The sequence below is a fragment of the Pseudomonas sp. KH_021 genome, from assembly GCF_057838865.1.
Genome location: NZ_CM174477.1, coordinates 2,930,979 through 2,943,349 on the forward strand (window position 1 = coordinate 2,930,979; position 12,371 = coordinate 2,943,349).

General features: G+C 61.3%; 14 protein-coding genes. 4 read left to right on the plus strand and 10 right to left on the minus strand.

Annotated features, from left to right (window positions below; translation table 11 throughout):
* Positions 1 to 132 precede the first annotated feature (132 nt).
* Positions 133 to 609 carry a YbaK/EbsC family protein gene (locus AC3IX4_RS13590; RefSeq protein ID WP_489261017.1) on the minus strand — a complete coding sequence of 159 codons (477 nt, stop codon included), beginning with the start codon at positions 607 to 609 and terminating at the stop codon, positions 133 to 135.
* 158 nt (positions 610 to 767) lie between these two features.
* Here AC3IX4_RS13590 and AC3IX4_RS13595 point away from each other — a divergent pair, with 158 nt between their 5' ends.
* On the plus strand, positions 768 to 1,004 hold the full coding sequence (locus AC3IX4_RS13595) for a hypothetical protein (RefSeq protein ID WP_489261018.1): 237 nt from the start codon (positions 768 to 770) through the stop codon (positions 1,002 to 1,004).
* A gap of 82 nt (positions 1,005 to 1,086) precedes the next feature.
* Here AC3IX4_RS13595 and hpaI read toward each other — a convergent pair whose 3' ends face one another.
* The 8 genes from hpaI to AC3IX4_RS13635 form a co-directional block, all read right to left on the minus strand.
* Complete coding sequence (hpaI, locus tag AC3IX4_RS13600) at positions 1,087 to 1,890, minus strand: 4-hydroxy-2-oxoheptanedioate aldolase (RefSeq protein ID WP_489261019.1); 804 nt, start codon at positions 1,888 to 1,890, stop codon at positions 1,087 to 1,089.
* A gap of 19 nt (positions 1,891 to 1,909) precedes the next feature.
* On the minus strand, positions 1,910 to 2,713 hold the full coding sequence (gene hpaH, locus AC3IX4_RS13605; RefSeq protein ID WP_489261020.1) for a 2-oxo-hept-4-ene-1,7-dioate hydratase: 804 nt from the start codon (positions 2,711 to 2,713) through the stop codon (positions 1,910 to 1,912).
* A gap of 11 nt (positions 2,714 to 2,724) precedes the next feature.
* Positions 2,725 to 4,029, minus strand: coding sequence for an MFS transporter (locus AC3IX4_RS13610; protein WP_489261021.1), 1,305 nt, complete (start codon positions 4,027 to 4,029; stop codon positions 2,725 to 2,727).
* A gap of 52 nt (positions 4,030 to 4,081) precedes the next feature.
* Positions 4,082 to 4,474: a tautomerase family protein gene (locus AC3IX4_RS13615; RefSeq protein ID WP_489261022.1), complete on the minus strand. Its 393-nt coding sequence runs from the start codon at positions 4,472 to 4,474 to the stop codon at positions 4,082 to 4,084.
* Positions 4,475 to 4,522: 48 nt separating this feature from the next.
* Complete coding sequence (gene hpaD / locus AC3IX4_RS13620) at positions 4,523 to 5,380, minus strand: 3,4-dihydroxyphenylacetate 2,3-dioxygenase (protein ID WP_489261023.1); 858 nt, start codon at positions 5,378 to 5,380, stop codon at positions 4,523 to 4,525.
* A gap of 157 nt (positions 5,381 to 5,537) precedes the next feature.
* Entirely contained in the window at positions 5,538 to 6,998 is a 1,461-nt protein-coding gene (gene hpaE, locus AC3IX4_RS13625; protein WP_489261024.1) for a 5-carboxymethyl-2-hydroxymuconate semialdehyde dehydrogenase, read from the minus strand.
* Positions 6,999 to 7,003: 5 nt separating this feature from the next.
* Positions 7,004 to 7,771 (minus strand): fumarylacetoacetate hydrolase family protein, encoded by a 768-nt coding sequence (locus AC3IX4_RS13630; RefSeq protein WP_489261025.1) that lies wholly within the window; start codon positions 7,769 to 7,771, stop codon positions 7,004 to 7,006.
* Positions 7,771 to 8,439 carry a fumarylacetoacetate hydrolase family protein gene (locus AC3IX4_RS13635; RefSeq protein WP_489261026.1) on the minus strand — a complete coding sequence of 223 codons (669 nt, stop codon included), beginning with the start codon at positions 8,437 to 8,439 and terminating at the stop codon, positions 7,771 to 7,773. The genes AC3IX4_RS13630 and AC3IX4_RS13635 overlap by 1 nt, the downstream gene beginning before the upstream one ends.
* 177 nt (positions 8,440 to 8,616) lie before the next feature.
* On the opposite strand from AC3IX4_RS13635, the gene hpaA reads away from it, so the two are divergent.
* From hpaA to AC3IX4_RS13650, 3 genes are all read left to right on the plus strand, one after another.
* The gene (gene hpaA / locus AC3IX4_RS13640; RefSeq protein ID WP_489261027.1) at positions 8,617 to 9,519 is read left to right on the plus strand and encodes a 4-hydroxyphenylacetate catabolism regulatory protein HpaA; all 903 of its coding nucleotides are present in this window, start codon (positions 8,617 to 8,619) and stop codon (positions 9,517 to 9,519) included.
* 639 nt (positions 9,520 to 10,158) lie between these two features.
* Positions 10,159 to 10,581 (plus strand): homoprotocatechuate degradation operon regulator HpaR, encoded by a 423-nt coding sequence (gene hpaR / locus AC3IX4_RS13645; RefSeq protein WP_489261028.1) that lies wholly within the window; start codon positions 10,159 to 10,161, stop codon positions 10,579 to 10,581.
* A gap of 74 nt (positions 10,582 to 10,655) precedes the next feature.
* Positions 10,656 to 11,876, plus strand: a complete 1,221-nt coding sequence (locus AC3IX4_RS13650) for a Bcr/CflA family multidrug efflux MFS transporter (RefSeq protein ID WP_489261029.1) — start codon at positions 10,656 to 10,658, stop codon at positions 11,874 to 11,876.
* Positions 11,877 to 12,053: 177 nt separating this feature from the next.
* On the opposite strand, the gene AC3IX4_RS13655 is transcribed toward AC3IX4_RS13650, so the two are convergent.
* Positions 12,054 to 12,350 carry a DUF7693 family protein gene (locus AC3IX4_RS13655; protein WP_489261282.1) on the minus strand — a complete coding sequence of 99 codons (297 nt, stop codon included), beginning with the start codon at positions 12,348 to 12,350 and terminating at the stop codon, positions 12,054 to 12,056.
* Between the last annotated feature and the right edge of the window lie 21 nt (positions 12,351 to 12,371).

Consider the following 12,371-nt stretch of genomic DNA (forward strand, 5'->3'; position numbering starts at 1 on the left):
GATGGATTACGGTCTCAGGTTTTACGGCCGCTTCGCTGCCGATCGCAGCCTCGTACCTCGTCAGCGGCTACATTCGTAGCAGTACGCCAAAAGATGTGTAGATACCTATGGCCATCGCGGTAAACACAATCCTCAGGCCTCAACCTCCACCGCCTGACTCACATCCACCCACTGTGCCTCGACCAACTGGGCCATGCGCACGGGATCAATGCGCACGGCGCTAGTGATCGAGCCGGCTGCTGGCAGGACTTCGTCAAAGTTTTTTAGCGACTCATCGCAATACACCGGCAACGGCGTCGCCAGCCCGAACGGGCAAACGCCGCCGACCGGATGGCTGGTCAGCGCCACCACGGTGTCGGCATCCAGCATTTTGGCCTTGGTGCCAAAGGCCGCTTTCATCTTGCGGTTGTCGATGCGCGCATCGCCTCGGGCCACCAGCAGTACGTTTTGTTCACCCACCCGAAAGGCCAGGGTCTTGGCGATCTGCCCAGGTTCCACACCGTGGGCCTCGGCGGCCAGCGCCACGGTGGCGGTGCTGGTGGTCAGTTCGAGGATGGTGATGTCTGGCGCCTTTTCAGCCAGGAAGGCACGTACTGATTCAAGGCTCATGAGCAACTCCTGTCGAGGTAAAAAGACGCCATGGTGAGCAGCCGGCAGGGGTGTGTCAAATCCTCGACCGCCCGTCGCCTGCGTCGCACATCGGCACAAGCCCCATCCTCCAATGATTACGGCCCAGATGTACTGGACCTCAAACGTAGAGGTGCACCATGGCTACCGAAAAACGTCCACATGACGACAAAATGAAAGACCCAAGCCGCCAGGGCGGACAAACAGGCGCCCAAGGGGGGCAAGCAGGCAAAGAGCAGGGAGGGCGCGCAGGCCAGCCTGGCAAACCAGGGCAGACTCAAGGTGGGAACAGGCCCGCCGATTGGGAAGACCCAATGAAAAGCAAAGGCACCACCGGTACTAATAAAGACGATGCCAAACCCGACACTCGACGCTGATACAAACCCATTGGCTTGAGCTTGTCCAATTGGCAGGCCCGGCATCTCCAGATGCCGGACCACCAGGCTGCCGGAGCGTTAATCAGTAAACCCCACCGCCGCCGCTCACCGGCGCAGGGGCATCCTTGAATTTGCCAACCAACGCCTGCAGGCCACGCATCAAGACAGTGGTATCGACACCCACTGCAACGAACGTCGCGCCCAGTTCCAGATAACGACGCGCGAGTTTTTCGTCGGCGCTGAGAATACCGGCAGCCTTGCCAGCCTTCTGAATACGGACGATGGCGTCTTCGATAGCCGCTTGCACCTCCGGGTGACCGGGGTTACCGCGATGGCCCAAGGCCGCACTGAGGTCCGCCGGGCCGATAAACACCCCATCAACACCTTCGACGGCGGCGATCTGGTCGAGATTGGCGAGGCCTTCGGCGTTTTCGATCTGCACCAACAGGCACATTTGCGCATCGGCTTCATCCAGGTAGCCGGGGATGCTATTCCAGCGCGAAGCTCGTGCCAGCGCACTGCCGACACCTCGCACACCCAGCGGTGGGTAGTGCATGGCGCGCACCAGCTCGCGGGCTTGCTCGGCGCTTTCGACCATCGGAACCAACAGGGTTTGTACGCCGATGTCGAGCACCTGCTTGATCAGCGCGGTATCGCCAATCACTGGGCGAATGATTGGCTGGCTGGCGTAAGGGGCCACCGCCTGCAGTTGGCCGAGCAGGCCACGCAGGTCGTTGGGCGCGTGTTCGCCGTCGATCAGCAGCCAGTCGAACCCGGCATTGGCGGCCAGCTCCGCACAGTAAGGGTCAGCCAGGCCGAGCCACAGGCCGATCTGCGCTTCGCCGTTTTTCAGGTGTTGCTTGAAGGTATTGATAGGCATCTTCATGAGGGGCGGTTTCCTGCGATCAAACGAAACGGCAGGCGATGGAACCCAGCATGTCGTAGTCGACATGGAAGGTATCGCCCGGGTTGGCCGCCACCGGCCGAGTGAAGGAGCCGCCCAGGATGATCTGGCCCGGCTGCAGGGTGACGTCGTAAGGCGCCAGCTTGTTGGCCAGCCACGCCACACCCTTGGCCGGGTGGTTGAGCACGGCTGCGGAGACGCCGGACTCTTCGATCACGCCATTGCGGTAGAGCACCGCCGGGACCTTGCGCAGGTCGATTTCGGTGGGCCGTACCGCACGACCGCCCATCACCACGCCACCGTTGGCGGCGTTGTCGGAGATGGTGTCGAAGACTTTGCGGGTGGCCTGGGTGTTTGGGTCGACCTGCTGGATGCGGGCGTCGATGATTTCCAGGGCCGGAATCACCCATTCGGTCGCGTCGAGCACGTCGAAGATCGTTACGTTCGGACCCTTCAGCGGTTTGCCGAGGATAAACGCCAACTCCACTTCAACGCGCGGCACGATAAAACGCTCGAACGGGATGTCGCTGCCTTCATCGAACAGCATGTCGTCCAGCAGCGCGCCGTAGTCCGGCTCGGTGATGTTGGACGACACCTGCATGGCGCGCGAGGTCAGGCCGATCTTGTGACCGACCAGCTTGCGCCCGTCCTTAATCTTCTGGGCCACCCAGGCGCGCTGGATGGCGTAGGCGTCTTCGATGGTGATGCCTGGGTAGTCCAGGGAAAACTGGCGAACCTGCTCACGGTTGCGTTCAGCATGGTCCAGGCGGGCGGCGGCTTGCAGAATCTGGCTTTGATCAAGCATGACGAAATCTCTTACTGAGGATTGACGATGGCAGCGTTGGTGCGCAGCACCAGCAGGCCGCCAAGAGCGATAAACAGCGCCAGCACGTACAGGGCCAGGCTCGCGCTTTGAGTGGTGTCACGCATCCAGCCGATCATGTAGGGGGCCAGGAAGGCGGCAACGCTACCGAACGAGCTGATCAGTGCGATGCCTGCCCCTTGCGTGGCGTTGGACAGAAAGGCGGGCGGCAGCTGCCAGAACATCGGCAACGCGGCACTGGCGCCCATGCCGGCCAGGATCAAGCCGCTGAGCACCAGAACAGCGCTGGTGGGCGCAAGGCCTGCAACGGCGACGCCGATGGCGGCCATCAGCAGTGGCACGCACAGGTGCCAGCGGCGCTCGCGATGGCGGTCCGAGGAGCGCCCGCACGCGAGCATAAACAGGCAGCCGGCCAGATAAGGAATGGCGCTGAGCAGGCCGACTTTGCCGTCGCTGCCAATCCCGGCACCGTGGATCAGGGTGGGCATCCAGAAGGCCAGGGTATTGACCGCCAGCATCACGGCGAAATACACCGCCACCAGCAGCCACACCTGCCGGTCGCGCAGAATGCCGCTGAACGAGGTGATCGACTTGCGCTGCTCTTCCTGGCTCATTTGCTCGCGCAGTTGGTCCTTTTCCTTGGGATCGAGCCAAGTCACGGTTTCGTAGCTGTTGGGCAGGCGCTTGAGAACCACCAGGCCCAGCAACATTACCGGGGCGCCTTCGAGCAGGAACATCCACTGCCAGCCGCGAAAACCACCGACATCATGGAACAGCTCCAGGATCGCGCCCGACAGCGGGCCGCCGATCACACCAGCCATGGGCACGGCGATGGCGAACAGGGCAGTGATTTGCCCACGGCGACGGGCCGGGTACCAGCGGTTGAGAAACACCAGGATGCCCGGGAAGAAACCGGCTTCGGCCACGCCCAGCAAGAAGCGCAAGACGTAGAAGCCTGAGGCCGAGTCGATCCAGAGCATGCCAGTGGACAGCGCACCCCAGACGATCATCAGCGTGGCGATCCAGCGCCGTGGGCCAACGCGGTCCAGTGCCATGTTGCTGGGTACGCCGAACAGCGCATAGGCAATGAAAAACAGACCCGCACCCAGGCCGTAGACGGTGTCGCTGAAATGCAGGTCGGAACTCATCTGCATTTTCGCAAAACCGATATTGATCCGGTCCAGGTGGGCAAACAGATAGCAGACCAGCAGCAACGGCATCAGCCGCCAGGTGATCTTGGCGTGGGTCAGGTCAGCAGAAGCCAGTGCAGGGCTGGCTGTAGATTGGGCTGTGCTCATGATGTTGTACTTTTTTGTCAGAGAGGCCGAAACGAAACAATCAGGACGGTGGTCAGCCGGCCTGGTTACTCAAGAACGCATGGACGTTGTTTTTCTTGAGATTCAGTTGCGGGTGCAACTCGATCATTTCGAACGAAAGGGCCAGCAGGCGCTGGGCCTGAAGTTCTGCGAAGTGTGTGGTGATGACTTCGAACAGCGCCTCGGCCACTTGCTGGCGCGTTTCAAGGTCGCGGCCGTGGCCGACTTTCAGGGTCATATGGACAAAGGCGTAGTCGTGCTTGCCATCGGCCATGCGCCAGCTATCCAGGCGGATACCACGGCTGCGGATGCCGCCCAGCGGGAAGACGCCGCTGGCGCCCAGGGTGGCGTGGACTTTCTCGAACAGGCCGGGCAGGTCGGCTTGTTGTTCGATGTTGTCGGTGAATTCAACGATAAAGTGTGGCATGCGCACCTCTGGGGCAGGAGCAGCCCAAAGGCTGCCCACAGGCAGGTATCAAACAGGGAAAATGGCGTTGATCTGGCCGGTGCCGGAACTGCCGAACGGTTCGGTGAGTACTTCCACCGGCTTGTCGTAGTCGGCACCGCCGAGCAGGCCCAGCAGCATCGCGGTGTCGTGCATCTTGCCTTCGCCGAAGCAGTGCTCGGCGTAGTCCGGCAGCATGGCGCAGAACTCCTTGAAGCGGCCTTGTTTCCACAGCTCGACCACCCGCAGGTCCATCTGTTTGTCGAATTCGCGGGTCCAGTTATGCATGTTGGCCTGGGCGTTGCGGTCGTCCGAGAAACGGTGGGAGAGGGAACCGGAGGCCAGCACCAGCACCTTGCGATCGCTCTTCTCGATGGCGCGGCGCACGGCGGCGCCAAAGGCGAAGCTGTCTTCCAGGCGGTGCCAGGCACACCAGGCGGCGATGGACACGACCTTGAATTTTTGGTCTTCCGGCACGCCCATGTGCATGTAGCGCATCGGTACCAGGGTGCCGTATTCCAGCTCCAGGCTCGGAATGTTGTGTGCCAGGGTGCGCACGCCCGCAGCGACGGCTTCGGCGGCGATCAGCTCGCCCAGCTCAGGGCAGCCGGGGTACTCGTACTCCATGTTCTTGATGAAGTGCGGCAGCTCGTTGCTGGTGTAGATGCCCTTGAAGTGCTCGCCACAGTTGACGTGGTAGGCACTGTTGACCAGCCAGTGCACGTCGAACACCACGGCGGTGTCGGCACCCAGCTCCCGGGCCCTGCGGCCGATTTCCTTGTGCCCAGCAATGGCGGCCTCACGGCAACCGTGGTGCTCACCGGGCAGCTCGGAGAGGTACATCGAGGGTACGTGGCAGATTTTCGCGGCCAGGACGACTTCGCCCATGAGCTTTCTCCTGAAAATGTATTGTTCTTGTTGCCGTTGTAGGAGCCAGCCTTGGCTGCGATGATCGCGCCGCGGATTGCCTGATACACCGCGGCGCGATCATCGCAGCCAAGGCTGGCTCCTACCCTGGGGTTGTGTCGTTCAATGTTTAAACGACCTACACACCCCAGCGCGGAATGTGGTGGCTACCCATCGATATACACACGTTCTTGATTTCCGCGAAGACCTCAAAGCTGTATTGACCGCCTTCGCGACCCGTGCCCGAGCCTTTTACGCCGCCGAACGGCTGACGCAGGTCGCGCACGTTCTGGCTGTTGATGAAGACCATGCCGGCTTCGATACCACGGGCCAGGCGGTGGGCCTTGCCAATGTCCTGGGTCCAGATATAGGAGGCCAGGCCGTATTCGGTGTCGTTGGCCAGTTGCAGGGCTTCGGCTTCGTCCTTGAACGGGATCAGGCAGACCACCGGGCCAAAGATTTCTTCTTGGGCGATGCGCATCTTGTTGTGCACGTCCGCGAACACGGTCGGCTGGATGAACTGGCCGCGAGCCAGGTGCGCCGGCAGGTTGGCAGGGCGTTCCAGGCCGCCAGCGACCAGGCTTGCGCCTTCTTCGATACCGATTTTGATGTAACCGGTGACCTTGTCATAGTGGGCCTGGGTAATCATCGAGCCTACTTGAGTCTTCGGATCTTGCGGGTCACCGACGATCAGGCGCTTGGCGCGGGCCGCAAATTCAGCGACGAACTGCGGGTAGACGCTTTCCTGGATGAAGATCCGGCTGCCAGCGGTGCAGCGCTCGCCGTTGAGCGAGAAGATGGTGAACAGGGCGGCGTCCAGCGCGCGCTCAAGGTCAGCGTCTTCGAAAATCACCACAGGCGACTTGCCGCCCAGTTCCATCGAATACTTTTTCAGACCCGCGGTTTGCATGATCTTCTTGCCGGTGGCGGTGCCGCCGGTGAAGGAGATGGCCCGCACGTCCGGGTGACGAACCAGCGCGTCACCGGCAGTGCCGCCGTAGCCCTGGACGATGTTCAGCACGCCGTTGGGGATGCCGGCTTCAACAGCCAGGCGGCCCAGTTCGTTGGCGGTCAGCGGCGACAGCTCGGACATCTTTAGTACAGCGGTGTTGCCCAGTGCCAGGCACGGCGCGGTTTTCCAGGTCGCGGTCATGAACGGTACGTTCCACGGCGACACCAGGCCACACACACCCACCGGCTGGTACAGGGTGTAGTTGAGCATCTGGTCGTCGACCGGGTAGGTGTGGCCGTCCATGCGGGTGCACACTTCGGCGAAGAAGTCGAAGTTGTGCGAAGCACGGGGGATCAGCACGTTCTTGGTCTGGTGAATCGGCAGGCCCGTGTCCAGGGTTTCCAGCTCAGCCAGGCGCGGAACGTTCTGCTCGATCAGTTCGCCGAGTTTGCGCATCAGGCGGGCACGTTCCTTGGCCGGGGTGTTGGCCCACTTCGGAAAGGCTTCCTTGGCGGCCGCTACGGCTTGTGCGACTTCTTCGGCACCGCCGCTGGCGACTTCGCCGATGGCTTCACCGGTGGCCGGGTTGTAGTTGACGAATACGTCTTTGCTTTCGACCTCACGGCCGTTGATCCAGTGTTTGATCATGGTGCTCAAGCCTTGTTGTTCTTGAAGAAATCAGCTTCGCTGACAATACGGTTGACCAGACGGCCCACGCCCTCGACTTCCACGACCACTTCATCGCCCGGCACCACATCGGCCAGGCCTTCGGGCGTGCCGGTGGCGATCATGTCGCCCGGTTGCAGGGTCATGAAGCTGGAGAAATATTCGATCAGGTAGGGAATATCGAAAATCATGTCTGCCGTGCTGCCTTCCTGCTTCAGCTCACCGTTGATCCAGGTGCGCAGCTTCAGGTTGCTGGGGTCCGGCACGTCGGCGGCGTCGACGATCCATGGGCCGACCGGGGTGGTGGCGTCACGGTTCTTAACCCGCAGGTTGGGGCGGTAGTAATTTTCCAGGTAGTCACGGATGGCGTAGTCGTTGCACACGGTGTAGCCGGCTAGGTAGTCCAGCGCGTCTTCACGCTTGACGTTGCGCGCCGGCTTGCCGATCACCGCCACCAACTCGCACTCGTAGTGCATATAGGCGACGCCGTCCGGGCGCCAGGTGACCTGGTTATGGCCGGTGTAGGTCCCAGGCGACTTGATAAAGGCCAGGGGCTCGGTGGGCGGTGCGAAAGCCAGCTCTGCTGCGTGGTCGGCGTAGTTCAGGCCCAGGGCAAACATGCTGCCGTTGGCCGGTGGCAGCCACTCGACCTGGTCTTCGCTGATCAGTCGGCCATCGGCCAGGCGCAGGGCGTTATCGGCCTCGACGTTGGCGACGTGAACCTCGCCTTCGAAACGAATACGGGCGTGTTTCATCAGCGGGTCTCCTCGGCAACGATGTGGTTGGCCAGACGGCCCAGGCCTGTGATTTCTACTTCGACCTTGTCACCTGGCAGCACATCGACGCGGCCCTCAGGGGTGCCGGTGATCAGCAGATCGCCTTCGTGCAACGTCATGAACTCGCTGAGTTCGGCGATCAGTTGCGGGATGCTGCGCACGAAGTTGGCGGTGGAGTTTTCCTGGCGCAGTTGGCCGTTGACGAACAGCTTGAGGTCCAGCTTGTGCGGGTCGGCGACTTGATCGACCGGCACCAATTCCGGGCCGAAGGCGCAGAAACCATCACGGCACTTGGCTTTGACGGCCGGGCGGTAGTAGCTGTCTTCCGGCAGGCTGAATTCATTGACGATGGTGAAACCTGCCACATGCTCCATCGCATGCTCGACGCTGACGCGGCTGGCGGTCTTGCCGATCACCACACCCAGTGCCGGGCCTGGCTGTACGCGATCAACGCCTTGCGGATAGATCACCGCCTGGTCATGGCCGTTGCGGGTGTTGGGCGTCTTGATAAACAGCACGGGCTTGACCGGTGGCTGTTTGTAAGGCGCTTGCTCGAATTCGGCGAGACGCTGGTTCAGCAACCCCTGGTAATTCAGCGCAACGCCGAACAGGGTGCCGGTCGCAATCTCATGCAGGGCACGGCTCATGCTTATCTCCTGGCAGGGCAGTGGTCGCCCCGCGATGTGATCGTTAATGTGTTAACGTTATATTTAATATGTTAACGATCGTCAAGTGCCGCTGTGAAATCGATGCTGGCATGCGCACCCCATCCGGTGCACGATGAGCCCTTGGCAGTGCGACAAAACAACAATGAGAGACGGGCAATGAGCGATCGTCAGCCGATCCCCAACATCAATATCGGCCAGGTCTACGACCAGCGTTACAGCGATGCCGAGGTGCATTACGACAAGCTCGGCAACCTGGCGGGCTTTTTTGGCCGCAACATGCCGGTGCATCGCCATGACCGGTTTTTCCAGGTGCATTACGTCAAGAGTGGTGCGGTGCGGGTGTATCTGGACGACCAGCAATACCTGGAGTCAGGGCCGATGTTTTTCCTGACGCCACCGACCATCCCCCATTCCTTCGTGACCGAGCCAGAAGCCGACGGGCATGTGCTCACCGTCCGCCAGCAATTGGTCTGGCAACTGCTGGAGGCCGACCCGAGCCTGGCACCCGGCCCGCAACTGGCGCCGGCCTGTGTTTCTCTGGCCAATGTCGACCCGGCCTTTGCCGCCCAGGCGCACCGGGTGGAATGGCTGTTTGAAGAACTGCATGCGGAAATCAACGCCCGCCATGCCGGCCGTGCACCGGCACTGGACAGCCTGACTCGATTACTGATGATTGGCTTGTTGCGCCTGTGTGCCAACTCGCTGGACGCACGTCCGGCCCGGCATGAAGACCTGCAGGTGTTCCATCGGTTCAACGAACTGATCGAGGCGCACTATTGGGAGCATTGGCCACTGTCGCGCTACGCCAGTGGGGTGGGGGTAACCGAGGCGCGGCTCAACGATGTGTGCCGGCGCATCGCCGACCTTCCCTCCAAGCGGCTGATCCTTGAGCGGCTGATGCAGGAGGCCAAGCGCCTGCTGCTGTACACCGGCAGCTCGGCCAATGAAATCTGTTACCGGTTGGGGTTCAAGGACCCTGCGTACTTCAGCCGGTTTTTCCAGCGCTATGCGCAGATGACGCCGGGTGAATATCGCCAACGCCAGCCGGGGTTGCGGTGAATCAAGAGGCTAACAACGCCGATCCCACAGGCCATGGCACGTTGCAAAAAATGTGGGAGCCGGCTTTAGCCGGCGAATGCGCCGCGCGGGCGGCGCTCGATTTGGGCAACAGCGCAAAACCCAAGGCAAGCGCCTGGAAGCCTTGAAACGGTCTTCCTCCCTTCATTCACAGGGTGAACCGCAGAGTGCCTGCCAACAGATCGCATGAGCCCCACGAGGTGCCTGCCTTGGTTTTTCCTTTGTTCTTGAGATCGAGCGCCGCCCGCGCGGCGCATCGCCGGCTAAAGCCGGCTCCCACATTTTTTGCAACGTGCCATGGCCTGTGGGGTAGGGGTTGTTAGCCTTGGTGGTTCGGCTTTAGTTTTTTGTGGTTTCGGGGGGGGGCGCGTGGCTGACAACTCCACTCTCACAGGCCATGGCACGTTGCAACCAATGTGGGAGCCGGCTTTAGCCGGCGATGCGCCGCGCGGGCGGCGCTCGATTTGGGCAACAGCGCAAAACCCAAGGCAAGCGCCTGGAAGCCTTGAAACGGTCTTCCTCCGGTTCACTGCGTGGGATCGCTCGCGAATCACCCAGCGCCTTGCACCGAGCCATCCGCGCCCTTAAGCTGCCCCATTCCCGTGCAAAGCCAGTCAACCCATGCCCATACCCAGACAGTCCCTGACCCTCGCCCTGTTGCAAGCCCGTGAAGCCGCCATGGGTTTTTTCCGTCCCTCGCTCAATGCCCATGGCCTGACTGAGCAGCAGTGGCGGGTGATTCGTATCCTGCGCCAGCAAGGCGAGCTGGAAAGCCACCAGTTGGCGGACCAGGCCTGCATTCTCAAGCCCAGCATGACGGGCGTGCTGTCGCGTCTGGAGCGCGATGGCATTGTGCGGCGCTGGAAGTCCGAGCAGGACCAGCGTCGAGTCTTTGTCGGTTTGACCGAGCAAGGCCAACAATGCTTCGTCGACATGAGCGAAGACATGGAAAGCAATTACCAGCGCATCCTTGAACAATTCGGTGAAGAAAAGCTCCACGAGCTGCTCGCTTTGCTCAACGATTTGAAAGACATCAAGGCCTGATTCGACCGGCGAGGTTCAAGTGATAAGGTTAACATGTTAACTTTGTCGTTTTCCCGATTTGCCCGGAGCCTTGCATGTCGACTATTTCACGCCCGGAGCGGCTGATCCTCCTGCTCGCCGCCCTGGTGGCGTTTGCTCCGTTGTCGATCGACACTTACCTGCCCAGCTTGCCGTTGATCGCCAGTGATCTGGGGGCGGACTCGGCCAGCGTACAGATGACCATTGGTGTGTACCTGGCCGGCCTCTGTCTGGGCATGCTGTTCTATGGCCCACTTTCCGATCGTTATGGACGCAGGCCGCTGCTGCTGGGTGGCATGAGCTTGTACCTGGTGGCCACGGTGGGCTGCATGCTGTCCAGCAACGTCGAGCAACTGATTGTCTGGCGCTTCTTCCAGGCCCTTGGCGGCGCGGCGGCCTCGGTGCTGGCACGCGCCATCGTCCGCGACCTGTTCCCTTTGAAGGATGCTGCACGGGTGCTGTCGCTGATGCACCTGGTGACCATGATTGCCACCCTTATCGCCCCCTTGGCCGGTAGTTTCCTGATGATGATAGAGGGGTGGCGCAGCATCTTCGTCTGCTTACTGGTGTTTGCCCTGGTGTGCATGTTGGCCAGTGCCCTGTCCATCCCGGAAACACATCCGGCCAGCCATCGTGGACAGTCGTTGGGCGCGGTGTTCGGTGCTTATTGGCAGATCCTTACCCAGCCCCGCGCCCTGGGCTACATCTTTTGCATGGGGCTTTCGTTCGGTGGCATGTTCGCGTTTATCACGGCCTCGCCCTTTGTCTACATGGAGTATTTCGGCGTTTCACCTCAGGCTTACGGTTGGCTGTTCGGCATGAACATCGCCGGCATCATTGTGGTGACCTTGCTCAATACTCGCTACGTGCGCCTTATCGGCCCGTTGCGAATGCTGGGCTGGGGAGCGGCTGCGGCGGCGCTTGCCGGCGTGCTGCTGCTGACGGTGGGCATGACCGATGCGGGTGGCCTGACAGCGATGGTGGCCTGTGTGATCCTGTACGTCAGCGTCACCGGCCTGCTGGGCGCTAATTGTGTGGCCAGCCTGTTGGCGTTGTACCCACGCCAGGCCGGGGCGGCTGCGGGCATCGCCGTGTCGACTCAGTTTGCCTTGGGGACGGGCTTTAGCGCCTTGGTCAGCGCTGGCGCAGACGGCACGCCATGGCCGATGTGCCTGACCATGGCGTTGGCAGGCTTTGGTTGTGGGCTTTGCTATCTAGGAGTGCGCAGGGCGGCGCGGTCTGGAACGCTGAAGGCTGAGTCCACAGTGCAGCGGTAGTCTGTAGTGGAGTTTATGCTTCGTGCACTGCAAGAATCCATGACACAAATCCCTGCAAACCGATCAAGTAACCGATCAAGTAGCGAAGCTCCTGCGGGCGACCAAAAACTCCCACTGTCCATTGGACAAAGCCCATTCGGCACACGTGCAGGTCACGTGCGCAACGTTTGCAAGCGCTCAGAGCGAAGCCAGCAGACTCTGAACCCTGGCCAGCTCCCAGGTGCTGAGCAAGCTGACCGGGTCGGTGCCGTACCGCTGCCAAATGTGCAGGTCCGCACGACGGCCTTCCGGTGATTGGCAGTCTTCGCAGTGATCCAGCGAGTCGCCGTCGATGCGCAAGGTCAGCAGCCAACCGTCGATGTCGACTTGTATCAATGGGCTCCGGGGCCCGGAGCGCAAGCGCCGGAGTGTTCGCACTCCGAGGGCAGCCTCACGTAGCACCTGGCACACTTCGCGAGCGCTGAGAGGTGCAATGCTTGGGTGAAAGTCAGTCAA